This window comes from Pseudomonas sp. EU05-FHT14B02, from assembly GCF_058791055.1.
Map to the genome: position 1 here is coordinate 69592 of NZ_JBYTDD010000033.1, position 24179 is coordinate 93770.

The window sequence follows — 24179 nt, forward strand, 5'->3', positions numbered from 1 at the left end:
GTTGGGATGGCTCTTGCGTGGCCGGGCTCACCAATCCGACCGATTCAGACGGTACGTGCCTGGAAGGCAGTTCTCGGCATGGCTCAACTTCGCTTCGGCTTCGGCCTGATCGTCCGCGCGGTCGATGGCGATCCAGTCGCCGTTCAGCTGGCGCTCCTCCACGAACCACACAGGGTCATCTTGTTGCTGCATCAACTCGCTGGGTGCGTTTGCCATCGTGGTCTCCATTCAGTTTTATTCGTCGATCCAGCCCTTCGCCTTCATGCGTTCAGTTTGCCGGTTCAGCCAATCCAACTGGTCGAAATAATCTCGCTCCGAGCCGTCCGGGTACTCTTTCGGGTTGATCGCACGGTGCTCGGCTAGCTCGGCCAAGTGCTTTCGCCCGCGATCACGACGATCCGCCCAGATGGCCGCGCCGACCTCGAGCAAGTGTGGATCATTCTCGCGGTGCTGGTAGTAGTAGGTGGCCATCTCGACAAAAATTGCGAAGTGCTGCTGGTCGAAGTTGGCCAGGGTGTCACCCCGGAACTGCCCTAGCTGGCCGTTGTAGCAGCTCAGGGCAAAATCTTGGAGCGCGCCAGCGGCACTGTAGGATTGGTGGAGCAAGATCTCTCGGTGCTTCAGAAACGGAGATTCAGTTGCCATGATGTGTCCTTCTTCATTGTGAGGCCCGAAAGTGGCCCTCTCCTATGACCCCAGCCCCGCTAAGCGGGGCGTGGGCATTAACGGGGTTCGCCCTGCAAAACTCCACTGAAGAATGGGAGTTAGCAATAGGGCTTCTGACCACGAGCGACACGCTCTTTGACAGATTCAGTGGCGGCACGGGTTACTTTTCGACATTGGTACCAGCTATACAGCCAACGTGCCGCAGTCAAAACCACAACTAAGCAACCGAGAGCTATTACCAGTTTTAGGATGCCCAGGAACGGTTCCATCGGTTCGCCTTGACCTGCCGCCTTGACAGAAAATGACACTGCCAGAATTAACAACCCGATAGGTACGTTCATCATTTTTGTTCCCTCTCCGTTGTCCTAGGCGGACTCCCACTCGATCACGTCCCAGTCATAACTCACTTCGCAAAGGTCGCCGGCAGTTCGCCAGGTACAATCGTCCTCGACCACGCGGACTAGGCGATGCTGCTGGACAGTCCCACTGCTGCAATGCCTGAGTTTGCACTGCACGGGCACCCCTGGAGCAGGCATGAGGTCTTTTGTCTTGATCCAGACCAATGTTTTCGCCTCCGCTTTTCGTCAAACAGATCAGTCGTCAGCCTGGTTGCCGGCAATGATCGCGTTCAGCACGGTTTCGTCATCGTCAAACCAGCCGTCTTCAGCCAGGCCCAAGTTCCCGTCGAGGATGACGCAGACCGCCAGAGCGGCTTCCGCAGGATCTGCACCGTATTCACGAATCACACCCTCGATCTGTTTGCGCAGCAGGTGTGCAGGCTCGACTTGGCCTACGCCACGCTCAGCAGCAGGATCTGCAAGCTCCAGGGGTGTCTGCCTCTCAGCCATAGGATCGGCGGTGACGATGGCACCGGACTGGGTGCGAAATTTCATTTCCATGGATGGGTTCCTAGAACTTGATGCTTGTGGGCGCATAGGCGAGTTTGAAGCGGTACGCAATGATCGGCCCTCGCTTGACGCCACCCCAGTACGTCGTTGCAGTTGATGACTTATCTGGTACCACGAGCGTTCGCATAAGCAGGGTGAGTTCTTTGGCTGCATCCAACAGCCACAGCGGCTCGTAGTCGGGCTGGGGGCGGTCAGCATCAGCAAACAGCAGGTATGCCCGCTGAAGCTCGACGCTATATGCGAGGCCGACATTCTTGTGTCCGATGAGCGAATGCATGCACACCAACTCATAGCGATCACTGTCCGCGTCGACACCATCTCTGAGGGCGTGGCGATACTCGGCCAACATCTTTTCTGCTTCAGCGCATGCGTCAGCAATGGGCGTTTTGCCCTTCCCACTGGAGCGCAACGGGTCGCCGATAGTGAATGTTCCTGTAGGCATATCAGTCATTTTTCGTTCTCCATTGGGTCAGCTCCTGTCGGGCTTCTGGTTCCTTGGGTTAGCAGTCGTCACACAGAAACAGCCGCTCGGCATGGCTGCGTGGGTCGTTCTTGTGAGGGCCGCAATTCATGTTGCAAACCTTCGACGCCGGGTCGAACTTGGCCAGCTCGGCCGGGTCGGCGCGCGGCCACTCAATAGGCATTTCAGCCGGTGGCTGTGCTGGCTTTGACTTGCGGGCTTTCGCACTCATAGCGGGGCGGACTCCTCTTCAGAGTCTTTCGCCACTTTCGCTTCGCTTTTGATTTTCAGGATGACATCTGCGAGCTGCTGGCTTGAGCCGTTATCGTTGTGTGGCCATGGGCCGAAAGGCTGCGATGAAAGCCGGTTGAAAACGATCAAACCAGGGCAGCGGTATTCAAATGGGCCAGTGGATTGGAACCGGACAAAGGCAACCGGGCTGGTGCATCCCGGCATATCGGTTATTTCTCCGATTTCCTTCATGAGAGCAACATCTGCCCAGCCAGCTTGATCGTTGTTGAAGAACGTCAGGTGGTCATATGCGGACTTACCACCTACGAAGCATGCCAAAGCAACGAGTGTCAGCTGGCCCATCGGCCAAAAGCCTTTGGAGTCAGCAGCTCTTTTCCACAACGAGGGGATGTAGAAGAGTAGGGCCACTGAGGCAGCCAAAAGCAGATAGACGGTTAGCCGCGCAGTATCGACGCCAAGAGTTTCCCCCGGAGCACCATCTGGGCCAAAGAAGAGGTAAAGCAGTGGTGCGCAGTAGGCCATGCCTACAGCATAGGAAGCCAGCACGAGAACCATTTGACGTAGCCGCTGCCCAGGGCCGGGGGAAACCAAGGCCAACGTAGCGCGAGCGACGGTACCAATGACCACGATCAGCAGAACAACGGAGCATAGGAGGATGTAGAGCATTATGATTGACGCCTTTAGCGCTTTTCGGTGGATTTACCGCCGAGTTGGTAGAGATCGAGATTTATGCGAGGGGTGCGTACTCGGTTATCCACTGCCTTCCTTCTTGCTGCCGTTACCCGAGAAAAGCAGCACGAATGGGGTTACAAGTAGCCCGACCCCCATGAAGAACATGAAGAAGATGCCCAGGCCATCGCCCGGCTGTAGCCCGGTGCCAGCAGCGGTCGCCATCGCCCGATAGTGGTCGGCCTGTGCCCCAACGACCCGCACAAGAACTATCGTCACGGCGCACACCACCAGAGCTTGCCAACCCTTGCGGATGTCCAGGTGATCGACGAACGTCCACAACCAAGTGAGGGCTGCGCCAATTGCCAGTAGGATCAACAGCCAGTAGAAGAGACCAGCTATATCGGCGATAAATGCAGCTCCCAACATGTTCAGCACTCCTTCAGCGCGTCATACCTTTGATGACCAAGACATCGTTGCGTAACCGAAAATTGGCACCATCTCACGGACTTAGCCCCAATTAAGGGGCTGTGGTCTGCTGCGGGATTTTCTTGTATCAGCTGTATAGCGCGTCGTTATACGGCACAACCTCGTCAATGGCATCCCAAGCGTCCGAGCAGCAACTTTTTCCTCGAATGTGCTGGAGAACATCTACAAGCTCGGATTCGCGTGCTTCTGCGTTGGCTTTTGTTGCAGCCAACTCATCAAGCAGATCGTTCACACCTGAACCGCCAAACGGCCCAAGCACACTGGTAGCATCGCACCAGGTATCAGGCTCATGGCCAACGCCTTCGCTCAGGTACTGCCAGCCTTCCTCTGTCTTGCGCAGCTCCAGGGGGCCGAACTGCATCGTTACTTGCTCGCTCATGGGCACTTTCCTACTTCACTTCTTCGTAATGCCACTGGACAAGCTCAAACGCCGCCTGCTTTGCCTCGGCTTCGATTTGTTCAGCAGTAGCGTTGTCATCGACCTCGAATTCAAAGTCCACCTCAGATCCTTGTACATCAGTCTTAATTGTGCCGGTGAAAGTGCGCATCGCGGTCTCCTCTATTTGCCTGCGACTAGGATAAAGGCCGGCGCAGATATCCCAAGTCGGGGCAGGCATTTTCCCACACCGATTGAAGAGGAATTTATCTGGGTAAGAGGTACAGGGCGGGCGGAAGCTTTCGAGTGGCCTGCGCCAAGCCCCGAGGTGCATCAGTGGCTGGCGCGGTATTCGTGCGGGGCTTTAGGGGAGCGAGCGTCGGTGCAGGGCCAGCAGTTGAGCCAGAACCCACTGCCAGTATCCAAACTGGGTCTGGTTGTTGCGCACTGCTTGAAGCCACTGGTAATTGGTCAAGAAAGGGTGATCGTTGCCACGCTGTGCATATTTCCCCTCCAGTTGCGCCGGGGTGAGATCGAGATCGGGAAAGTAGGCTTCCGGTAGGTGATTGGGCACCAAAGCGAAGTCTGTGATGGCTCTTCCAATCGAGATGGATATTTCCTGGCCGGTTTCGTCACACCGGAGCGTCCTGATCTCGCCCTCACGGCCAGTCACTCGCCACGCATACCCGGTCGGGGGAGCAGACGCCGGATCATCCGAGGGCACCGTCTCTTCTTCGCTGTAAACAACGAACTCCAGTGGAAAAAATATCTCTGCAATCATGCGATCAAGCTGATCCAGTGTCCGCCGATGGATGCCGGAACCCTCGGCCTCAATCAATGCCAGCAGGGTCGCTCTCGATGCGTTCAGTTCCTGGTAAAGCTCTGCCAAGTGCTGAGGTACGGAGGGGTCAACGTGAGTCATATTTGCTAGTCCTAACCAGGGGAGTGTGCACATAAAACCGCTCCGCTGGCCCTCTGGGCATAGCGTAAATAGCGAAACGGGTATTCTTAAACGTGGTTTTAATTGTTCCTGCCGATAACGCTTCTGTCTATGGAGAAGCGACCACCTACACGCGGGCGACCGGCAGGAACATCAAGCTTTGACCCTCAGGTGGCAGGAGCTTTTGGCAATGTCGTACGCGAAGAACGCCTAAAATCGGGCCTAGCTCAGGAGAAACTTGCTCTCCTGGCTGGGGTTGAGCGGGCGCACCTGGGGAAAATCGAGCGGGGCGAGAGTCTGCCCACACTTCCCTTGATTATGAGATTATCTAAAGCCCTCGAAGTTAAAGCCGCTGACCTGATATCGCAGATGGAGCAGCGGCTGGATCAATGCGAAGACGGAAGCGGTTGAGTTAGGCGGATTGCGGAACAGCAGGGAACGGAAAAGCGTTTTGAGAGCCGGACGCCAGATCCACTGTGATCCAGTGCTTATCGGTTTCCCCCGTCCGCAGCAACTCCCACACAATGCTCATTCCGGCAGTTGTAACTGCCCGGTTGACCAAGCAGTCCTGCGAACGAATGGCTTCCGCAACCGAGCAGGATTTTTTGGTGTCATCTTCGAGCGTTTCGATTTCAGGGTAAGCGTCCATCACGTTGGGGTAGATGCCCCTCTTGTCTACATGCGCAGCGCCGAACACAACCTGTCCATGGCGGGCCTCGTTGCCGAGGTCAAGCCACATGCAGTGTCGGGATAGCAGCGCGCTGCTGGCGATTGCGCGACGGGCCGAAGAAAGGTCAACAGCGGAAATGATCAAGTCGGCGGCGCGCATCGCCTCTATCGTCTCTTGGCTTGGAAATCGGAAGGGCAGGGCCTCCCAGGACGTACCCAGCATGAGATTGTAACGATTCACCAAACTGATTGCTTTGAATTGGCCCAAGTCACACGGCCAGAAACGCTGACGTACGAGGTTCGGCTCGCGCACGATGGCATCGTCAATGACCGTGACCTCCAGACCCTCTGGATGGCCGAGGGAGCGAAGCGCATGGTGGAAGCTGGCCAGCGCATCAACCACCTCACTGCCATTGCCACCGGCCCCGATAACCACAATGCGTGGTGCGCGTTCAACCCACGAGGCTGGCGTCTTGTAGATCGGCGATTGGTGAGCTGTGATCGGATGAACGCTCATCGCGCACCCCCTTTGATAGCTTGCGCTAGCGTTAGCGGGCCACTGTATGACCCTGCTGAAACCAGTTTCGAGGCTGGGAACCGCTTCGATCCTTTCTCGCTCAGTGCTCGATAGAACTCCTTCAAGGCCTCAAACGAGCGGCAACCCGCCACCGGCTCAACCGTGCCGCTGTGGGTGTTGTCGCTCTCCAGCACGAAGTTCTCCCAGGCCGGGATGTTCTCACGTCGAACATCGCGGGGAACATTGCCGCTGCCAGTACAGAAGGTTCCGCCTTGGTACACGTTCCCCAACGGGGCATAGAAGAGTTCTGTCTCTGGCGTCGGGCGCTGATTGCCCTTGAACGCAAAGCAACGGAAGGATTGGTTGGCCGCAGCGATGAAGATCAAGCCCGGCAGCGGGGCGCGTATGCGCTCGCCAAGGATCGGAATATCGTGCACACCAGGGCGGCGGTACCATGCCAAGACGGTGCGTGAGCTGAACAAATAACTCTCAGGGAGAAATTCTGCTCCGGCATCCTCATTCAACAGCAGAGCAGCCAGTTCGGATTTGTCGTAGGGACTGAATGCCCTCCCAGCGCCCAGCGTGAAGCCAGCCTTACCATCTTCCAGCGCGATGACGCTGTGACTGGTGACGGTGACCACGCCGGTCTGGCTGTGGTGATGTATCAGCATGGCCTTGCTCGAAACTTTTTCACTCAGCATTACCGCATTCCTCTAAAGCGTCGGCGATTCGCTGCAACAGACCTAGCGTCAGCGATAGCGCATCTAGAACTGGCAGGGTGACGGTGCGCAGTTGATCAGGACTCAGCGGTAACCCAATTGCAGGGAAGCCAGAGCCGCTGACAATGCCGTCAAAACCGTCATAGCTACTCTGCTCTAGATTTGGAAAATCCCTAGTCAGGCACACCAGAATGCTCTCGAAAAGAGAAACCCCATCACCGGCTGTGCCTGGGAAATCATGGGGGTTGAACTCTTTGAGCGATCCACTGGCCTCATGCTCCAGGCAGTGCTGCAAGGCTTCCGCCAGCACTTGAACCAACGGGGCGTGTGCATCATCACGCTCACAGATTTGCCGCGCCTGATCGGACAGCTCCTCGATCTCGCACCGATCTCCCTGGCCAAGGGTGGCTCCAGCTATCTGTTTTAGTTCATCCATCTCATAGATGGCGTCAAGCAAGCTGTTTACAGAATCCTCGTCTTGGCCGTGGCAGTAGAGATATTCGGCGATGTAATCATCATGCTCGACCGAATCGTCCAGCAGGAAGGCGCACAGTTCCTCTCTAGAGTGCGTGGCCAAGCGCGGAGACAGCTCCTCGAAAGCTTCCGAAAGCCCGTGGTTGTGGTAGCTATGCGGCCCCAGGAAGGTCATTGGCGTATGGAACGGCAGCAGATGGCGTGTCATCGCGTCGAGTGTCTTGAAAAGAAGCACCCGCAGTTCCAGGCTCGCTGGCGCTTGAACTGTGAAAGTAGCGAAGCAGCTCGACTCCAGGATGAAATGACCGTCCTGGATTCCGAAGGCGTAGGCGTCCTCGACGGATGTGGGCAGCTTGACCCGGCCAATCAACGAGCGCTCCAGCTCCGCCATTATCCTGCCTGCCCCATCAGGGCCTGCCTCGATGTGGGGGGCGAGCGCATCAAGTCCGACCAGCCCAGCCTCTACAGCGGCTATTGCATAGGATGCCGTCTCAACTGGATCGACGTATGGGGTATTCAGCCGATTCAGCAGGCTGGTGCGCTGTGGAAAAAGGCCTTCATCACTGATGGCAAAGGACGCACCAAGGCGCTGTACCACTTCGCCCGTAAGGCGATGCAGCCCGTAGCTATTTGGGTACTGCCGAAGCCATTCGATTGAGCTTTCAGCTACCAGGCCAGCTTCCAAGGCCTCCCGGCACAGCATGCTATGAGCTTGGTGGTCGACCACCCCTGCATAGTCCCGGCTGAACAGTTGGGCCTGTGCTTCACGCATCACAGGCCCAACATTCGGCAAGCTAAGAGGTGTCAGCGCGGCAGTTGGAAGTCGATAGTGCCGGGATTGGCGGGGGAGGAGAGCAACTTCCATAGCCTTTGTCTCTGCTGGTGGTCTAAACAATCAGGTTCGGTACCGGATGGGAGGTGGCGATCCAGTTCGCCACGCTCCCACGCTTTCAGGACTTCAAGCGGGTCAACCTTTTGCGCCGAATCCGCCGTCTCGGAACTCGTAGACATAGCTGTCATTCTCCACAATGGGGTCGATAATTTTCGCTCCGTTGAGCTTTGGGAACTGACGGGCATAGTGTTTCAGCACGTCAGTCACGGACATTTCGGGCTGCGGGTCGGGGAGGTCGCGACCGGCGTAGCGAAAAACGCGGGCAAGAGAGATTTCAACAAGTGCCATGAGTGCAATTCCTAGAAAGAGGCCGCGAGGTTCAGATTGGGTTCATCCGAGCGGCTGTCCACGCCAGAACCGCCACCTACCTGCGCAGCGTCGCCATCCTCGGCATCGGCATCGGCATCGGCATCGGCATCGAGGTCAGACGTTGCAGCCTGCTCAGTAGCTGGCGTGGCGGCTTTCGCCTGCACAGTCGCACCAATCGAGCGGATTTCATCCAGCAGGCTCACCCCCTCATTCAGCGCCTGGACGTGCTGTGTCAGGCGCTTCATCAGCGCTTCCTCGATCTCAACAGCACTCCCTACCAGGATCAGCGGGCGGCACATGGCGGCGCGAAGCTGCACTTCGTGCTCGGATGCCTTCTCAGGTGTAGGGCCGAGGTCAGCGGTAATCATCACTTTCAGCGCGTCGGCGGAGGCGGTTTCGATTGCCACATTGACGCGGTGTTGAGTGCCCGCCAGTGCAGCAGCCATTACGGAAAAAAACGTGGATTGCATGATGATGTTCCCTGTCAGGCTTGGGTCGATTCGGATTGCTGGGGAGCGGGGTTCTTCCCGCCCTGTGCCGATAGTTGTAACGCAGGCGGCAAATAACCCAACCAGCTGAACTCTTTGAAAGCCAAGATGGCGTCGATAAGAGCGCTTGCCTTGCCGGTGGTCAGCCCTTCAAAAGCCTTTTCGCCCTTCGCCTCGTTGTAGGCGGCGGCAAAGCCTGAACGCTTGCAATCTTCGATGATGCCCGCCTTAACCTGGGCCTTGAGGTAGCTCTCGTTCATCACGAACCCTTTGGCCGGATCGACGTTCGCGTACTCCATGAACTTGAGCGACTGAGCACCCGACACGGATTTCTCGAATGCGTCAGCGCTATCCGTGCGGAATAGCGAGGCAGCAGCCATGCTGCCCATGAACGTGAGGAGCTTTTCCTCCCCGAGTTGCGCAAGCCGAATCTCGGCATCGGCGCGAGCCGTGGTCATCAGGGCGCTTGTGACACCCATGGCCTTTTCCATCTGTGCCCGCAGCTCGCTCTTGAGGTCGCTGCGCATCTCGAAATACATGCTGACGATGGCCACAGCCAACGCTAGCGAGCGGTCATTGAGCACGACTTGCTTGCTCATGCGGGCGTAAAGGTCGAAGGCTTCACGGCGTAGCGACTTCTTCACCTGGGTGGGCTTTGCGCTTGCGGCCTTCGGCTTGGCCGGGGCTGCTCCAACAGCGCCCCCGGCAACGGTGGCTGGTGCTGTGTTCGTTACGGTGGCCAGGGCTGTTTTGTAGGCGGCGGTTTTCTCCTTGTGGCAAGGCTTGTTGAAGCACATACCGCCGATCACGTCGCCTTCGCGCCCCCTCGACACCATGACCACTGCGCCGAAGCTTGCACAGGTAGCGCACGCCGCTGCCTGTTGCTCTCCCACACCATCCTCGCCCCGTGCGACGAGCTTCACGTATGAGTCCTTCGCGAGATTCAGCTCGCTATGAACCACCGCGTGCTCCTCCTGCGCCTCGATCAACCGAACAGAAATTAGCTGCTCGGTTTTCCGGTTCCAGCAGACAGAGTTCTGGCAGCGAGACGCCCCAAGGCTTGCCTCGAACAAATCGGCATTCGCACCCGAGTTGTGGATGCAGCTCCGGCATTCCGTGGTGTCAAAACGTGCAGTCGAGACGTCCCGAGTCAACTCCAGCAGGCGCGCCCTGGTCTGCTCGACGGAATAGTTCTTCTCGATGATCTTCGACAGAATGCCCGCCTGATCGGGGGCGGGGAGACGACACAGCAATTCAGCGTGGCCAATCTTGATCTGCTCCTCCAGCAGGGCATCGGCCACCGCATCACAGGCATGGGCGAGCAGCAGGCGGCTGTCGAGCTTGGTTCTAGACCAATCCAAGGCCTTCATCACCGCCAAGTGGTCGTTGGCCATGTCCTCCAGCAAAATTACGGCATGCTGGGCTTCTTCGATTGGCGTCAGGTCAGCCCGCACCTGGTTCTCCAGCGCAGCGATCAACCGCGCCTCCTGATCGCTCATAGCGCGGATCAGGGCGGGAACCTCGATCAAGCCCGCATCGTGGGCCGCTGTCCAGCGCCGGTTGCCTGCGACCACCTCATGGTCGTAGTTCGGGTCATCGCTTACTGGCCTGACCAGAATCGGCTGGATGATGCCCTTGGCACTGATCGAACGCACCAGTTGCTCATAAGCGGACTTCTTCCGGCCTTTACGCGGGTCGATTTGCGGGTTGCGGCGGATACGGTCTAGGGGGAGGACTTGGGCTACTTGCTGATTCACTTGGCTAAACTCCGTGTTTGCTATGAATTCAGCTTCCCCCACTTTCTGGAAAACCCAAGTAGTAGCGGCCCATTAAATCCGACGAAAACGTTGCGTGAAAACAGCAAAATAAGCGCACGCTCCGAGCGAAAATTGGCCCCACATTCAGAGACAGGTGGACGCTCAAGCCAATGAAATTTTTCTCTGCCGTTTTGCTGATACTGGCTGCACCGGCGTCAGCGCTGGCTCAATCTTCGCTCCCACCCTATGTGGCCGCAGCAATAGCCGAATTCCACGCGAAAATCTTCATGTTCGTTGGGTGCTCGCTCGCTGGCGCATTGTTCGGAGCATTGCTGGCGCGAAGGATCGATAAGAAACGCAGGGCAATGCGGGATTTGACCTTTTCTGTATCGACGTTGGCTGGCTCCGTGGTTGGGTTGCTTTCGTTTCTCGGAAAACTGTAGGAGACGTATGTGGGACTGGACGATAGGGAGTACATGCAGGAGCGAGCGAGGCAACGCGCCCGCGAAGGGAATCAGACAGACCGCTCAGAGAACGATCCGGTAAAGGATGCCTACTACAACCCAAAAGATTTCCGTCGCGAGCGGCTTCGCATCAAAGTTCCGAACTGGGGAGGGGAAAGAGAGGGGGGCGAATCCAGTAGCCCAGGCGTTGGAACTTTGTACTCGGTCTTCCTGGTAGGGATCGTGGTGGGATTCTTTATCACCTGCCTGCTGGGCTTGCTTCGATTCGAGCTTTTCGCCTGGGGACTCCAGATGATGCAGCCGCTAGCGATGTTGTTCTTGGAAATCTAGCCAATGCCCATCGACCATTACGTTTAGATAAAAGCCCAGGTCATCGCTGGGCTTTTAGGTTTCATAGAAACAGAGAATCACTGACCAACAAATACCGCTTCAACTGCCGCCAAGGCCTGGCGCGCCCCCTCAAGCTCTGGCTGTATCAGCTTTAAGCCCCCCAGATCGTTGCTCATCACCGACACGCAATCCTGAAGCGCTTTTTTTGCCTCAGTGAGAGCAGCCAACAGAGCAGAATCTTTGGCCTCCGCATTAGCCGATGCCCCGTCTACTACGCTGAGGCGTTTGCTGAGAACGAAGTAGATGTGCGGGAAAACCAACTCCTGGACAACACCAGCATTCTTCGCTGCTTTTGCTGACGCTTCTTCGACGATAGAGATCAGCTCTGCCTTTTGGATCGGGTTGAATAGTTGCATGTGGTGGCTCCCAGTGACGAATGCCCCCAGCATGCCGAACATTCCGCAAAACCCAAGCCGTCAAGCACGCACTCTGCCGAAGGTCGCGCAAGCGGCTTACCCCTTGACGCCTGCATGGCAAGTTGCACGCATGGTCGACACAGCGGGGTACCACCAGCGGATCAACCCGGTAATGCTCGTAGCAACGAAACAACCATTCAGCAGCAACAATCCCCAGGCCTGCGCGAGAACGGCGTAGCAGCAGAGGCTCAAGCTCGACACGAGGAATAGCCACCATCCCCACGGAGAAACACGGGTATTGGTGGAGATCATCAGCGCGCCGAGGACGCCACAGAGGCTTCCGATCCACTCGAAATACAGGGTCATAGGTCAGTCCTTCACATGTTCCAGGGAGATTTCTTCGGCTCGAATTTCATTGATGATCCGATGAGCATTGAGCCGACACTGGACGGGATACGCCAGAGGATCGTGGCCTCGGCGTTCAAAAGCTACGATGAGCTGGGCCTTCCAGGCGATACCAGATGACTTCGGGTCGGGAGCTAAGCCGCGGCCAGCAGCAATGCGAGCTTGCCGGTAGCACCGACTCCAATCAGCCCTGGTCGCGCTGTACCGGCCAAGACTGGGTTTACGAGGGAAACACATAGGCACCCCTCAGATAAGCGCAAATTTGCGGAGGGAGTCACCGAGCGTCCCTGTCCATACAGCCCCCGACTTCGAGCTTTCCCCGTGATAGACGTTGAAGTGCTCGCCCTTCTTGATCGAATTCGGAACACAGGCACGCCGCACCACAGGATGCCCGTCGATATCGAAATCCTGAAAACCGTGATGGGAGTTCACCAAGCGAGCGGTGAAGGTCAGTGGCTCTTTGGAGTTTTTCTGGCTCATGCAAATGACTCGATTGAACTGGATAGCCTTCAGGGTGAATGCGTCCCCAGAAAACCCAACTCCAATAACCGGGCCGTATTTGTCCAACAGGCTGTTGGACGACCTCCATTTCAGGCACAAAACCAGCGTGAAAACGCGCCCGGCCTAGTTCCCAGCCCGATAGCATCAGGCCAAGCCAAAGTGGCTTGCTAACCAATCACAGGGAATATTTTTCATGCAGAACGAACAACTTGAATACGCGGGTTTCTGGGCGAGAACAGGGGCGTGCATTGTTGACGGCATCCTTTTCACCCTGGTTTCCCTGCCGCTCCTGATGATGATCTATGGCACGGGCTATTTCAGCAGCGACAAGCTGATCCAAGGGCCAGCGGATTTAGCAATCAACTTTGTCCTGCCAGCGATCCTGACGGTAGTTCTGTGGCGTCGTCTCCAGGCCACGCCGGGGAAGATGGCGCTGAAATTGCGGGTTCTCGACGCTGAAAGCGGCAACACCGCAAGCGTTCGACAGTGCATCGGCCGGTACCTCGGCTATGTAGTGTCGACCCTACCGCTGGGGCTTGGCTTCTTCTGGGCGGCATTCGATCGCCGTAAGCAGGGGTGGCACGACAAGCTCGCCGGAACAGTGGTGGTACGCGAGCTCAGAACACAGCCGGTGAAATTCCGGAGCTGATCACCCTGCTCAGTTGAGCCGGACGTGGCGTTCTGGCTCATCCACCAGCCGTCCGTGGTTGGGAGTTTTTCAACCCATGGGATGCTGGCCACATCAACTGATCAAGGTGAAGCGTAATGAGCAAGCAAACCACCGAAGCCCAACCGGAGCTGGAAGTCGTAGCCACCCTCGAAGTGATGAGCTACGACGAAGAAACGACCTACATCGAAACCCGCAGCGATCGGATCAACTTCGACAATGCAGTCAACGATGACGCCCTGGTGTTCAAATCCGACGCCGAGCGCGTAATTTCTGGCCTGAGCTACAAAGCCGAGCTGTACGACGAGGTATGGAGCAAAGCCAAGGCGTTGGGATTCATGAATGTGACTATGGCGTTGGAGGAGGTGGAGAAGCTGCGCACCAACCCTGCGATTGCCGGGCTGCTCGAGGCCCTGGGGAAAATCGCAACTGGCTCCACAGGCATCATGGATCGCGACTCCGAGCTTGCCCAAATAGCAACAGACGCCCTCGCCGAGTACAACGAGGGCCTGCCTCCTAAGGGCGGTGCGTAATGTGTACCACACGCCATGTCACCGACCACGCAACAGCAAATCAAGGAAAGCCTCGCATGAAATTGAAGTACATCACTCGAACCGTAGCGGTGGGATTGTTCGGACTTATAGCGCTTGTAGGCACTCAGTTTGTCATGACGTCCAAGGACGTAGCGCTGGCGCGTGAGTCTGCAATCTCGGCCTGGGCTAAATCGAATCCAGACGCGGCTGACGCAGTGGTTCGTTACCGGGAGTGCTTGCGCGGTCCGTCCGAGATCCCGCCCAATCAAGCCCCTGTGCGCCTGCTGACCATCTCCGAGTGCGCCGAAAAAATTGGCACTCCTTCACTGGCAACCGCTATTCAGGTGGCTGACGAAACGGTTGAGGTTCCGGCCCCCCTGCGCTGGCTCTGACCCGCCTGAGCCCCATCAAAAGTAATTCCGACGCTCCAGTGTCCTGAAAACGAAATTTCTACTCCTCATCCCGCGATAGCCTCCTGATCGAATACACCAGGAGGATTCGCTCTCATGAAAATCCGCAGTCTCTGCGCCCTCGGCAAAATGAGGGCGTACTCCGCTGACCGACAAATGGTCACTCTCTCGCCCAAGGCATTCAGCATCCCCGCCGGCGTAGATCCGCTTGAGCACGAGCCTGAAGCGATCCACGACTTCATCCAGAGAAACCGCTGGCTCCATGCAAACTGCATCGTCGGCCTGCACAACAGCCACAACCAGCTACTGGAACCGGGCGAGGTCGTCATGAGCGGTACCCGCTCATCCCTGATGCGCTGCCTGCTGCGCTGGGAGGCGCTGCGTATCCTCCCTGTATGGGTCGATGGCTTCGACAGCCTTTCTGATGATGAGCGCGCTACACGCGCCAAGCAGCTCGAATGCCTTGACCAGGCCCGCCACCAGCTCCTTTCCGTCGATAGCTGGTATCAGACTGACCAGGAACATTACGAGATAGCGCGTGCAGTCATGCGTACTGGTCACTGGGCGCTGGAAAACCTCCCCCCACTTGATGGGCTGGAGTGGCCAACCGGAGAGATCTTCGACCTGAAAAACCCCAGTCTTTCTGCTGAGGCCGTTGAGACCGGATACCTCGAAGGGATATTTTCCATGATCGAGCGAAAGGGACGGTTCCATGGGGAGGGCGGGAGCATTCCAGCAGACGAATTGTTCGGTATTGCGCTCATGAGCCCCAAGTCTGGATACGAGTTGCTGGTGAAGCTGCATATACAGATCGAAGCAAACCGGGCTGAAGCAGCCTATGCCCGCCGGCAGCGGGCGATTGCCTGACCCGAATCAGGAGAGAAAAGATCATGCTCAACCGTCGATATCCCGTACTGATCTCTGGGAAACGTTACTCGCCGGAGTTCCAGACCGATCTGCAGTACGCAAAAAACTGGAAAATCGTTTTGGAGAAGGCCTACGGCACTCATGCAATTTGCCAGTGCCCAAGCCCCGGTTCCCGAAAACTCTCGATCAAGCGACGTGAAGATAGCGATGGTTTTCACCTGGCGCGGTTCGCCGGTACAGGTCATGAACACTCAAACGATTGTCGGTACTACGCGCCGGCCCCGGAGCGTTCCGGTATGCAAGGGTATGCCGTTGGCGTAGTCGAGGAGGGCGAAGATGGCAGCATTCGCGTGCGCCTGGCTCGAGGCATTCGAGTCCAGGCTCCTCGATCCGAGGAAAGCGAAAGCACCTCGGTGACAAGATCGCCTGGAAAGAGCAAGCCGGCTATGACGTTGCTTGGGCTTCTGCACCTGCTTTGGTCTGAGTCCCGACTCTCTACCTGGTATCCAGCAATGGAGGGCAAGCGCAATAGCGGCATTGTGAACTACGCGCTTCTACAGGCTGCGGAACGTGTCGCCGCAAGCCGAATGAAGTTGAGCGAAGTGCTGCTGCTGGCTGCTCAAAAGGACAGCAAGGGAGCGGTTCGCAATCAGGCGATCGTCAAGTCTGCAATCACGCGGGATCTGCGACTCGTCGCGATATCGCCGCTGGCACGCTACAACCCTGAGCGCCATTCTGGAGACATCAGCAGATTGCCTCTGGCCGGGCCCTTCGGGATGCCCATGCTGAATTTGCCCCCGGCAGTCTGGGTAACCGCCGCCCGCAGATTCGAGAGAGAACTTTCCGCCTGGAAGCGCGGAAGTCGAGTTATCGCCATAGCTCAGGTTACGCCGCGGAAGGGCGAGTCGTTTTCGCAAGCAGATGTCGTTGAGCTGGCCCTGATGCAGGTCAGTGAGCGTTGGATTCCTGTCGACTCAGATTACGAAGGGGTGATTGAGGCCAAGCTCCACGCCGCTGGCCGCAGCTTCGATAAACCTCTTCGCTACGACGCTGATGAAAGTGAGGTTTTCCCTGACTTCTGGCTTTTGGACACGGGCAAGGACTACCCCCTGGAAGTGTTCGGCATGAGCACACCTGCCTACCTGGAACGGAAGGCCGTCAAAACGGCTTGGTACAATCGGGAGTACGGCGGGGCAGGGTGGTGGTCGTGGAATGCCGCGGCTGACCCGAAAGGAAAAAATATCCCTCCTTTCCCTGCCAAGTCCTGATCACAACGCATCGCTGAACAGGGATGTACTTGGGTTTCCGAGGCCTCGTGAGATGCTGAGGCCATCGCCAGATTGAACGAGGAAATCAGCCATGAGCAACGTTGAGAAGAAGGAACGCATACCATCCTGCATCGGACAGAAGCCGCTAGTGGGGAGCTACTATGCCTCCGAGTGCACTCTCTGCGGGTGGGTCGGTAGTTCGGAAGCACTTACCGACGATTGCCAATGTACTCAGGAGGTGGGCGACCGCTACTGCCTGGGCGATACCGATGAAATTGGCACCGATCGCTTGCTCGAAATCGTCCAGGCCATGGCCCGGCGCCATGTTGAGTCGCAACAGGCTCACCAACGGCTCATTGAGCACACCAACGAAACCGAGAAGTACCTGGACAACGCGGCCGAGCTGCTGGGCGAAATCGTCCAGAGCGGCCAAGCCTACCGCGAGTGCACCGACAAGGGCAGTGCGACGGGCCTGCGGGTTGCTGCCGTGCTCGGCTACGTCGCTCAATTTCAGCCTGAGGCGCATCAGCCGTGACAGCTGAGGGAAAGGGCATGTCCTGGGCAGATCGAGCAGCACCGATTGTTGGGGAGGTAATTCGCCGCATAGGGCGAAGCGACCAGCAGGCCCTCCGAAAGGCGCTGGCCGAGGCATACCCGTGGGGAGAACGAAAAAACACTCCCTACAAGGCGTGGCTCGCCGAGGTGCGCCGGCAGCTAGGCCACCCGCTCAACACGCCGAAAACAGATCCAGCGAACCAACAAACAGACATGTTTGGCCAACGCAGCCAGTAGGCTGACCCATCAAAGGCGCTCCTCGAGCATCATCCTGGATGGGTTGAAAGTGACCGCCACATCTCTACCGCCAGGCGACCGCCAGCCGGGCCACCCAAACGGTAAGCTTGCATCCTCCGGCGTTTCCCGCATACTAACCGGGAAACGCCGGACAGGAGAACCATCATGCTTGCTGAAGTCCTACGCGACCACGGGTATTCAGCTTACCGTGCTCGCTTACAAATACTGCTGGAGATCCCAGAGTCTGCCAGCGACTTCGAGATTCACACCAGAATCAGCCATGGCTTTTCCGCAGCGCGGTTAATGAGGCTCACTGAAGAGGGGGTGGTTACCCCGCTGGAGCGAGACCAGATTATCCCGCTGCGCACCCTGAAAAACCGGATCGAGCGCGATCAGCCCCTCACTGTCGAGGAAAGCGACCGGCTCTTCCGATCGGCGCACATCACCGCGATGGCTGAGGCTATTTTTGGGGACGCCGACAAGGCCAAGCGATGGCTCTCCAAGCCCAAGGAACGATTCTCTGGGTTGACGCCCATGCAACTGCTCACAACTCAGCAAGGCACAAGCCAGGTTGAAGAGATGCTGCTGCAAATCGCCGAAGGCTTCGCTCTGTGATTCTGTGGCGGATCAGCTCATATGCTGACTTGAGCGGGACAGGCGGCTTGCGGGTGAGCGGCCGTTGGCACCAGGCCGGCAGACCGGTCGTCTACACCGCGACCAGCCCGCCGGGAGCAATGCTCGAGGTGCTTGTTCATCTGGAAATTGATCCAGAGGATTTTCCGGCGACGATGCAGCTTCTCCGTATCGAAGTGCCTGACTCTGTATCACAAGCCCAGATGCCCACTTTGCCGGCTGGTTGGTCGGCAGAGACCGAGCTCACCAGAGGCATTGGTAACCAGTTCCTTGATGAGTGCAACGCACTGCTACTGCCAGTGCCCAGCGCTATCATACCGAGCACGGTGAACTACCTGTTCAACCCTCGGCACCCAGAAGCACAGAGCGCGACTATTCAGGTTGAGCTTTTCACCCCTGATTCGAGGTTGTTCTAGCAAGCGCCCTGAACAGCAAAAAGCCCAGCAGAAGTGCTGGGCTTTTTGCTGTCTTGCCGCGATGAGAAAGTCACCGTTTTGACGATGCAGCCCTTGATTTCGAGGCCCGCGGCCTGCCTCGTCCGGGGTATGCAGACTTCTTCCCTTCCAGGAAGAGCTGGCTCAGGACACACCCACAGTCCGCTGCCGCAAAACCAAAACTCATCTGTCCGCAAAACTCGCAGGTCGCAGCCAGTTGCTTGCGGGTGCTCGCGCGGCAGGGCATTTGTGGGGATGTCTCGTCTTCTCGCATGCTTGGGATTCTTGAAGTCTCCGGTAAAACCGATTTCGAACAAGTCAAAGGAGACAGCTATGCCAGACACCAACGATCCCCAGCAAGACGAGTCGCGATTGATCGACCGCATGATGACCGACCTGCTTTCCGCGATGGATCAAGACAACTCAGACATGCGCTCGACGCTGATTCAGAACGGTGACGACATCCGGGCCCTGGCCGAAATCTGCCGGCAGACCGGCGTTTTCGAGCATAGCCACGCAAAGTTCGCCGAATTCAAGCAGCACCTGGAGGATTCAACACCTCCTGAAGAACGGCTCGTCAAATCGTGGACGTGGCTGCTTGACCGGATTGTCCATTCGCCGACCACTCTGCACATGCGGGGAGCCGTTCGCCTATGCGTGCCACTGGTTGCGCTCTACCTACCCCCTGAATGACTTCAGGTCGAAACTCGCATAGCTAGGGAAATGTGGCGATTATTCGCGCCATTTTGAAGCGACTCGGGGAGGTTTGGGTTATTTCGAGATCGCGATACAACGACTTCGAGCTGCGCTTTCAGTCGGTAAAAGCGTCTGAAATAACAACCCGCCAAGGAATACGGCAGGTACGATCTCCAACAAATCCAAGGAGAAATTTTCCGCCATGACTCATTCAGTGGTCAACATCGACCACCTCAAACAGCAGGTACTCCCTGAGTTGTTTGCTTTCCCGGCTCGCCTCGGCGAGTACGGGGGCGTAGCGGATAGCTCTGCCAAAATCGATCAACTATCAGATCTCATGGAGAGCGGGTCGGCGGCAGCGCTTGCGGCGAAAATCGCAGAAATCCTCTCGAAAATGGCCGACGCCTCGCCGGAGCAGATTACCCGGAAGCCGACCTGGTTCGAGAAGGTTCTGGGCGGAGCCGTGGAAAAGCAGGTTCGCTATCAAGTCGCCCGGTCAACACTGGAACAGCTACTGGCCGAAGCTGAAGGGCATGCCCAAGGTGTACGCGATACGGTCAGTGCCATCAGCAGAATGATCGTTGCCCACGCCGAAGAGGCGGAAGCACTGAAAGTGTTCATCCAGGCCGGGCGCGAATTCCTCGAAGAGAACCCTCTCATCGGGACGGTAGCGGAGGGGGAGATCGAGTTTGATCGGCCGCGAGAGCGGCTGGCGCGAAAGCTCGCCAACTTGGCAACACTTCTGGCTTCACACGAACTGAGCGTTAGCCAGATGAAGCTGAGCCGCGCTCAAGCCCTCGACATGCTCGATCGCTTCCGAGAGACAGTCACCGTACTGGTTCCAGTATGGCGGCAACACACCCTTACCCTGATCACTACCAAACACATGAGCCCGGCGATGGTCGAGGCTGCCAGCAAGGCGCATCAGGCGCTGATGGCCAGCCTGTCTGAAAGCCTGAATGGCGTGAAGCACTGAGGAGCAAAACATGCAGCAGGAAATTACCGTGACAGATCTCGCCACTACCAACACCGAGCTTACTCCAGCTGGGCTTCAGGCTCTTGGTCTCCAGGAACAGGACATCCCCCAGATCAAGGCTGTAGCGGCACTGATCCAGGCAGAAAACCCGCTCTCGGTTTCTCAGTTCGGCAGGGAAGTGGCAGAACACACGTCCTCCTACGCCGACAGCTTGCTCGACCAGGTTCGTAACAGCGACCTGGACGATGCCGGCGCAAAGCTGAGCGAGGTGGTTGCCGTCGCGCAGTCGCTCAATGTCAGCGCGCTTTCCAATCGCCGTTCGCGCATCCCTGTCATCGGCCCGCTGATCGACAAAGTAACCCTGCGCGGCAAGTCCGTCATGGGTCAGTTCGACACCACGCGAGAGCAAATTGAAAAGCTCGTTGCTGAAGTCGACCAAACACAAGCGGGCATTTCTGCTCGGAATACCGGCCTCGAGTCCATGTTCGTTGCGGTACGCGAGGAGCATCGCCTGCTTGGCATCCACATTGCCGCCGGTAAGCAGCGCCTTGCGGAGCTACAGATGCAGGTTTCTCAGCTTCGGGCGAACATCGGGAACGACCCGGCCCGCTTGCAGCAAGTTGCGGATCTGGATGCACTGATCTCCAACCTCGACAAGCGTATTGGCGACCTCACGGCGCTCCAGCAGTCTGCGATGCAGAGCCTCCCGACGATTCGGATGATTCAAGCGAATAACCAGATGCTGGTGGACAAGTTCCACACCATCCGGGAAATCACTGTGCCGGCCTGGAAGCGCCAATTCATGCTGGCTTTGACGCTGAACGAGCAGCGGAACGCCGTCCAGCTGGCCACCAAAATCGACGACACCACCAACGATCTCCTCAAACGCAACGCCGAGCTGCTGCACCGCAACTCCGTAGAGACGGCCAAAGCTAACCAGCGGTTGGTAATCGACGTGGACACCTTGCAGAAGGTCCAGGCCACGCTGATCCAGACCGTCGAAGACGTAATCAAAATCCAGCGTGAGGGCGTAGCTCAACGCAAGGCCGCAGAGAAAGAGATCCAGGGCATGCGTCTCGATCTCCAGAAGCGCCTGGGCAGGGCTGATGAAGTGAAGGAGCTTCACTGATGACCGAACCAGTCCAACTTTTCCGGTTGCGGGTCGACGGCCTCGTTGCGAAGGAAAACATTCCCTTAGCGCAGCTATCGAGTCTCTTGAATGACTATGGCGTCGTGGAGGACAGTACCTTGAATAGGCTGATGGCTGGCCAGACCGAGCGCGTTCTCGGTCAAGAGCTGGAACTGTCCAGGCAGACTCCAGAGGTTGACCCGCAGTTGTACACGCTGCTTGTTGATGGAAAAGTCGCCGCGAAGGACGTTCCTGATGCAGAGCTCGACAAGCTCCTCGCTAATTACGGTGCTCGTAGAAAGGAAATATCTCGTGGTCTCGTTGCAGGCAAGACACAGCGTGTGCTCGGTCAGGATCTGAAGCTATTACGGCAGCCGGTTGGGCAGACGGTACATGTCACCGCCAAGCACGAACAAGCTTCAAACGAAGCGAAAGCAGAGCCGACAGCGCCGAAGACACATCGAGCCCAACCCGAACCAGCTTTGCCGGCAAAAGCGCCGACGCCTTTTGACGCGCCCCTCCAGGAACTGATCTCGCGGGCGAAGAAGCTACGCAAAGGCACGCTCATCTACGGTGGTACCGCCCTTGGTTTAGCGGTATTCGGGGGCGTATTTTACGCGCTGGGTATCGCCGCAGAGCCAACAACGGCTATTGACCAGATCCTGGTTCCTGATGCGATCGCCAAGGCCTTCCAAGCATCGGGCCACGAGGGCGGCGGTATTGGCGGGTTGATGGGGGTCGAATCAGCCATCGACTCGATCCTCAATAGCACAGCGCTCAAAATGATCAGTGCGGTTGCAATGATTGCGGGCATAGGCCTTGCGGTCATTACCGGACGCATTTTCAACATCGTTCCAGCTGTAATGATTGGCATGATGCCGCACGTCATGGGAGCGTTTCTGGGGATACTCGATCCGGGTACGACGAGCACCGCAAGTAAGCCCAGCGAGTTTTATTCCGCGGTTGAGTCGAAGAACCTACCGACGCTTCAGCGCCTGCTCAGCTCCAGAGAGGATCTGGACGAGGTGGCCAGGGCGTATGTGCTGGCCCAAGCATCTGTTGCCGGCGGCAGCTCTTCAAAATGGGTCGTGCTGACAGCGAAAAACCTGCGAGAGGGAAAAATCAAGGGCGATTTTTCCGTGCCGGCCGGCATTGCCTACGCCATCGAGGCAACTGCGCTTGGCCCAGAAAGCCCGTCTCTTTCTGATCGAGCCGAACAGCATCGCCAGAGTGCCTTGGCCGAGGCAAGCGACTGGAAGCGCAACAGCTTCTGGGCACTTCTCCTGGCAGGGTTGTTTGGGGTCATTGCCACGGGCCATGAATCGATCGCGCAAATTATCTTTCGCAGGGTTCGTCGCATTGGCGAGCTTCTTACCCCGCTGCGGTAGCTCCTGCGAGCAGCGCTCAAACCCAAGCCTTGCTTGGGTTTTTTTTCCCCTGAATAGCCTGGAACCACCCTTGTTTTAAGGAAAAGACCGTGAAATCGACCCTCATGATGTTTACGGCCATGCTGATGGCCACGTCTCACCTCGCTCTTGCCTCAGCCCCTACGACCTTCGAGCAGGCCAAGGTAGAACTACGTCAGAAGGTCTACTACGACCGCAACACCAGCGGAGCCGGCGATCTTTACTGTGGGTGCAGTTGGAAGTGGGTAGGGCGATCGGGAGGCCGGGTGGACTTCGCCTCGTGCGGGTACGAAGTGCGCGCCCAGGAAAATCGCGCCCAGCGCATCGAATGGGAGCACGTCTTGCCGGCATACGCCTTCGGCAGCCAGCGGCAGTGTTGGCAGAACGGGGGGCGCAAGAACTGCATCGACACCGATCCGGTATTTCGCAAAATGGAAGCGGACATGCACAACCTCGCGGTGAGTGTGGGCGAGGTCAATGCTGACCGGAGCAATTTTCGCTATGGCGTTTTACCCTCAACACCGATGCAATACGGGGCTTGCCCGACCAGAACAGATTTTCAGCAACGCGTGACAGAACCTCGCGACCAGGTGAAGGGCGCGGTTGCCCGAATCTACTTCTACATGCACGACCGTTACGGGCTATCGATGTCCAGAGCACAACAGCAGTTGCTGATGGCCTGGGATCGTCAATACCCGGTGAGCGCGTGGGAACAGGAGCGTGACCGGCGGATCGCCAGAGTAATGGGGCATAGCAACCCATTCGTAACAGGTGAAAGAACCTGGAATCTCGGTATGCGGGGGAATGGAGCGGGCACAATGGCACAGGCCATTCGGAGCGAACCAGTTGAACACCAGGTGTCCGGTGGATACTCCTCCAGCGTGCTTTCGCCGGTGATTGGCAACCGCAACAGCAATGTTTACCACCTGCCATTCGGCTGCCCGAGCTATGGAAAGGTCGGAATGCGCAACCGGGTAGAGTTTGCGAGCGCTGCGGACGCCGAAGCTGCGGGGTTCAAACGGGCCGGAAACTGCCGATAAGGGCCGTTCGGAGGGGATATGCGGTTTTGTAGCCGATCGCAGGGCCTCAGGGCCAGGTTAACCCTCCCTGAGCCTCCAGGGCGCTGTGCAGTCGTTACAGCCCGTGCTGACGGGAAGCGTGAGGTGAGGGAGCGCGTATTGCGTGCCTGGCCGGGTATCGTAAAGATCTCCCGGCCGGCCTCGATGATCAATCAACGGTCTGATGCTGTTTCGTTTTTGCAGTGTGCTGGGCCGGTACCGGACCAGAATGGCCTGGCGTAGTGGCCAAGGTGTGAGTAATCACCGAGCCGCTTTTGTTTGCCAGGTTCTTTGCCAGAGACTCGCGGACAACTTCCATCGTGAGTATTCGCGAGGTGGCAATCGCAGCTTTGAGGGGCTGGCCAGCTGCAACCAATACCTCAACCATGTCCAGGGCCGTATTCACGCCGGCTTCAATTCGTTTCTCAACGCCATCAATCATCATCTTCTCGATCTCCATTTCAGCAGCTAGCGGAATGCAAGCGGCCTCAGAGGAGCGTACGCGGTTCACGAGTGGCTTGAACAGCTCAGATGTGATGCCCGATCAAAAAAAAGAATATCATTTATCTCTAATAATCAATCACATACCTTGATTAACTTTTAAAAAAT

The 24179-nt window shown here is 57.3% G+C and carries 37 protein-coding genes; 16 read left to right on the forward strand and 21 right to left on the reverse strand.

The window, feature by feature from the left end; genetic code table 11:
- Positions 1-27 precede the first annotated feature (27 nt).
- From AC3WTM_RS25160 to AC3WTM_RS25210, 11 genes are all read right to left on the reverse strand, one after another.
- Complete coding sequence (locus tag AC3WTM_RS25160; RefSeq protein WP_033039631.1) at positions 28-216, reverse strand: hypothetical protein; 189 nt, start codon at positions 214-216, stop codon at positions 28-30.
- Positions 217-234: 18 nt separating this feature from the next.
- Complete coding sequence (locus AC3WTM_RS25165) at positions 235-645, reverse strand: hypothetical protein (RefSeq protein WP_102685535.1); 411 nt, start codon at positions 643-645, stop codon at positions 235-237.
- A gap of 119 nt (positions 646-764) precedes the next feature.
- Entirely contained in the window at positions 765-1010 is a 246-nt protein-coding gene (locus tag AC3WTM_RS25170; RefSeq protein WP_146024421.1) for a hypothetical protein, read from the reverse strand.
- Between the two features lie 249 nt (positions 1011-1259).
- Entirely contained in the window at positions 1260-1565 is a 306-nt protein-coding gene (locus AC3WTM_RS25175; RefSeq protein ID WP_102685536.1) for a hypothetical protein, read from the reverse strand.
- Between the two features lie 10 nt (positions 1566-1575).
- A complete protein-coding gene (locus AC3WTM_RS25180) occupies positions 1576-2025 on the reverse strand; it encodes a hypothetical protein (protein WP_102685537.1) in 450 nt (149 codons plus the stop codon).
- A gap of 49 nt (positions 2026-2074) precedes the next feature.
- Complete coding sequence (locus AC3WTM_RS25185) at positions 2075-2266, reverse strand: hypothetical protein (RefSeq protein WP_102685538.1); 192 nt, start codon at positions 2264-2266, stop codon at positions 2075-2077.
- Positions 2263-2952, reverse strand: coding sequence for a hypothetical protein (locus AC3WTM_RS25190; RefSeq protein WP_047883083.1), 690 nt, complete (start codon positions 2950-2952; stop codon positions 2263-2265). The genes AC3WTM_RS25185 and AC3WTM_RS25190 overlap by 4 nt, the downstream gene beginning before the upstream one ends.
- Before the next feature lie 84 nt (positions 2953-3036).
- Positions 3037-3384 carry a hypothetical protein gene (locus tag AC3WTM_RS25195; protein WP_047883084.1) on the reverse strand — a complete coding sequence of 116 codons (348 nt, stop codon included), beginning with the start codon at positions 3382-3384 and terminating at the stop codon, positions 3037-3039.
- Between the two features lie 127 nt (positions 3385-3511).
- Positions 3512-3823 (reverse strand): hypothetical protein, encoded by a 312-nt coding sequence (locus AC3WTM_RS25200; RefSeq protein ID WP_033039648.1) that lies wholly within the window; start codon positions 3821-3823, stop codon positions 3512-3514.
- A gap of 10 nt (positions 3824-3833) precedes the next feature.
- The gene (locus AC3WTM_RS25205) at positions 3834-3992 is read right to left on the reverse strand and encodes a hypothetical protein (RefSeq protein WP_158247789.1); all 159 of its coding nucleotides are present in this window, start codon (positions 3990-3992) and stop codon (positions 3834-3836) included.
- A gap of 192 nt (positions 3993-4184) precedes the next feature.
- The gene (locus AC3WTM_RS25210; RefSeq protein WP_102685539.1) at positions 4185-4742 is read right to left on the reverse strand and encodes a hypothetical protein; all 558 of its coding nucleotides are present in this window, start codon (positions 4740-4742) and stop codon (positions 4185-4187) included.
- Between the two features lie 129 nt (positions 4743-4871).
- Between AC3WTM_RS25210 and AC3WTM_RS25215 the strand changes: the two genes are divergently transcribed.
- Positions 4872-5171 (forward strand): helix-turn-helix domain-containing protein, encoded by a 300-nt coding sequence (locus AC3WTM_RS25215; RefSeq protein WP_011600738.1) that lies wholly within the window; start codon positions 4872-4874, stop codon positions 5169-5171.
- A gap of 1 nt (position 5172) precedes the next feature.
- On the opposite strand, the gene AC3WTM_RS25220 is transcribed toward AC3WTM_RS25215, so the two are convergent.
- The 6 genes from AC3WTM_RS25220 to AC3WTM_RS25245 form a co-directional block, all read right to left on the reverse strand.
- Positions 5173-5946, reverse strand: coding sequence for a PRTRC system ThiF family protein (locus AC3WTM_RS25220; RefSeq protein ID WP_084341307.1), 774 nt, complete (start codon positions 5944-5946; stop codon positions 5173-5175).
- A complete protein-coding gene (locus AC3WTM_RS25225) occupies positions 5943-6647 on the reverse strand; it encodes a PRTRC system protein B (RefSeq protein ID WP_096069747.1) in 705 nt (234 codons plus the stop codon). The genes AC3WTM_RS25220 and AC3WTM_RS25225 overlap by 4 nt, the downstream gene beginning before the upstream one ends.
- Positions 6637-7911, reverse strand: coding sequence for a hypothetical protein (locus tag AC3WTM_RS25230; RefSeq protein ID WP_173677895.1), 1275 nt, complete (start codon positions 7909-7911; stop codon positions 6637-6639). Before AC3WTM_RS25230 ends, AC3WTM_RS25225 begins: the two co-directional genes overlap by 11 nt.
- A gap of 195 nt (positions 7912-8106) precedes the next feature.
- Positions 8107-8319, reverse strand: coding sequence for a PRTRC system protein C (locus tag AC3WTM_RS25235; protein WP_011600742.1), 213 nt, complete (start codon positions 8317-8319; stop codon positions 8107-8109).
- A gap of 11 nt (positions 8320-8330) precedes the next feature.
- Positions 8331-8810 (reverse strand): hypothetical protein, encoded by a 480-nt coding sequence (locus AC3WTM_RS25240; RefSeq protein WP_096069749.1) that lies wholly within the window; start codon positions 8808-8810, stop codon positions 8331-8333.
- Positions 8811-8824: 14 nt separating this feature from the next.
- Positions 8825-10585, reverse strand: coding sequence for a PRTRC system ParB family protein (locus tag AC3WTM_RS25245; protein WP_096069750.1), 1761 nt, complete (start codon positions 10583-10585; stop codon positions 8825-8827).
- A 170-nt stretch (positions 10586-10755) separates the two neighbouring features.
- On the opposite strand from AC3WTM_RS25245, the gene AC3WTM_RS25250 reads away from it, so the two are divergent.
- Both AC3WTM_RS25250 and AC3WTM_RS25255 read left to right on the forward strand, forming a co-directional pair.
- Positions 10756-11028: a hypothetical protein gene (locus AC3WTM_RS25250; RefSeq protein ID WP_033039663.1), complete on the forward strand. Its 273-nt coding sequence runs from the start codon at positions 10756-10758 to the stop codon at positions 11026-11028.
- A gap of 9 nt (positions 11029-11037) precedes the next feature.
- Positions 11038-11379 carry a hypothetical protein gene (locus AC3WTM_RS25255; RefSeq protein ID WP_011600745.1) on the forward strand — a complete coding sequence of 114 codons (342 nt, stop codon included), beginning with the start codon at positions 11038-11040 and terminating at the stop codon, positions 11377-11379.
- Between the two features lie 77 nt (positions 11380-11456).
- Here the strand turns inward: AC3WTM_RS25255 and AC3WTM_RS25260 are convergent, their stop codons facing one another.
- From AC3WTM_RS25260 to AC3WTM_RS25270, 3 genes are all read right to left on the reverse strand, one after another.
- Positions 11457-11795, reverse strand: a complete 339-nt coding sequence (locus AC3WTM_RS25260) for a hypothetical protein (RefSeq protein WP_143484432.1) — start codon at positions 11793-11795, stop codon at positions 11457-11459.
- A 96-nt stretch (positions 11796-11891) separates the two neighbouring features.
- Positions 11892-12161 carry a nicotinamide mononucleotide transporter gene (locus AC3WTM_RS25265; protein ID WP_096069752.1) on the reverse strand — a complete coding sequence of 90 codons (270 nt, stop codon included), beginning with the start codon at positions 12159-12161 and terminating at the stop codon, positions 11892-11894.
- A 285-nt stretch (positions 12162-12446) separates the two neighbouring features.
- Complete coding sequence (locus AC3WTM_RS25270) at positions 12447-12680, reverse strand: hypothetical protein (RefSeq protein WP_096079078.1); 234 nt, start codon at positions 12678-12680, stop codon at positions 12447-12449.
- 214 nt (positions 12681-12894) lie between these two features.
- Here AC3WTM_RS25270 and AC3WTM_RS25275 point away from each other — a divergent pair, with 214 nt between their 5' ends.
- The 13 genes from AC3WTM_RS25275 (at position 12895) to AC3WTM_RS25335 (ending at position 23552) form a co-directional block, all read left to right on the forward strand.
- Positions 12895-13350: an RDD family protein gene (locus AC3WTM_RS25275; protein ID WP_083377966.1), complete on the forward strand. Its 456-nt coding sequence runs from the start codon at positions 12895-12897 to the stop codon at positions 13348-13350.
- A 116-nt stretch (positions 13351-13466) separates the two neighbouring features.
- Positions 13467-13901, forward strand: a complete 435-nt coding sequence (locus AC3WTM_RS25280; RefSeq protein ID WP_096069755.1) for a hypothetical protein — start codon at positions 13467-13469, stop codon at positions 13899-13901.
- 56 nt (positions 13902-13957) lie between these two features.
- Entirely contained in the window at positions 13958-14293 is a 336-nt protein-coding gene (locus AC3WTM_RS25285; protein ID WP_096069756.1) for a hypothetical protein, read from the forward strand.
- Positions 14294-14407: 114 nt separating this feature from the next.
- On the forward strand, positions 14408-15178 hold the full coding sequence (locus AC3WTM_RS25290; RefSeq protein WP_096069757.1) for a hypothetical protein: 771 nt from the start codon (positions 14408-14410) through the stop codon (positions 15176-15178).
- Between the two features lie 23 nt (positions 15179-15201).
- Complete coding sequence (locus tag AC3WTM_RS25295) at positions 15202-16446, forward strand: DUF1173 family protein (RefSeq protein WP_096069758.1); 1245 nt, start codon at positions 15202-15204, stop codon at positions 16444-16446.
- 91 nt (positions 16447-16537) lie between these two features.
- Positions 16538-16981, forward strand: coding sequence for a hypothetical protein (locus AC3WTM_RS25300; protein WP_031325712.1), 444 nt, complete (start codon positions 16538-16540; stop codon positions 16979-16981).
- Between the two features lie 422 nt (positions 16982-17403).
- Positions 17404-17853, forward strand: a complete 450-nt coding sequence (locus tag AC3WTM_RS25305) for an Xre family toxin-antitoxin system antitoxin (RefSeq protein WP_011078033.1) — start codon at positions 17404-17406, stop codon at positions 17851-17853.
- The gene (locus AC3WTM_RS25310; protein WP_011078034.1) at positions 17850-18287 is read left to right on the forward strand and encodes an RES family NAD+ phosphorylase; all 438 of its coding nucleotides are present in this window, start codon (positions 17850-17852) and stop codon (positions 18285-18287) included. Before AC3WTM_RS25305 ends, AC3WTM_RS25310 begins: the two co-directional genes overlap by 4 nt.
- Before the next feature lie 351 nt (positions 18288-18638).
- Positions 18639-18998, forward strand: coding sequence for a hypothetical protein (locus AC3WTM_RS25315; RefSeq protein ID WP_023663043.1), 360 nt, complete (start codon positions 18639-18641; stop codon positions 18996-18998).
- A 205-nt stretch (positions 18999-19203) separates the two neighbouring features.
- Positions 19204-19977 (forward strand): tellurite resistance protein, encoded by a 774-nt coding sequence (locus AC3WTM_RS25320; RefSeq protein ID WP_011600753.1) that lies wholly within the window; start codon positions 19204-19206, stop codon positions 19975-19977.
- A gap of 10 nt (positions 19978-19987) precedes the next feature.
- Positions 19988-21106, forward strand: coding sequence for a toxic anion resistance protein (locus AC3WTM_RS25325; protein ID WP_023663042.1), 1119 nt, complete (start codon positions 19988-19990; stop codon positions 21104-21106).
- Positions 21106-22494, forward strand: a complete 1389-nt coding sequence (locus AC3WTM_RS25330; RefSeq protein WP_023663041.1) for a hypothetical protein — start codon at positions 21106-21108, stop codon at positions 22492-22494. Before AC3WTM_RS25325 ends, AC3WTM_RS25330 begins: the two co-directional genes overlap by 1 nt.
- A gap of 104 nt (positions 22495-22598) precedes the next feature.
- On the forward strand, positions 22599-23552 hold the full coding sequence (locus tag AC3WTM_RS25335; protein WP_173677897.1) for an endonuclease: 954 nt from the start codon (positions 22599-22601) through the stop codon (positions 23550-23552).
- 187 nt (positions 23553-23739) lie between these two features.
- Here the strand turns inward: AC3WTM_RS25335 and AC3WTM_RS25340 are convergent, their stop codons facing one another.
- Complete coding sequence (locus tag AC3WTM_RS25340; protein WP_023663039.1) at positions 23740-24030, reverse strand: hypothetical protein; 291 nt, start codon at positions 24028-24030, stop codon at positions 23740-23742.
- Positions 24031-24179 lie beyond the last annotated feature (149 nt).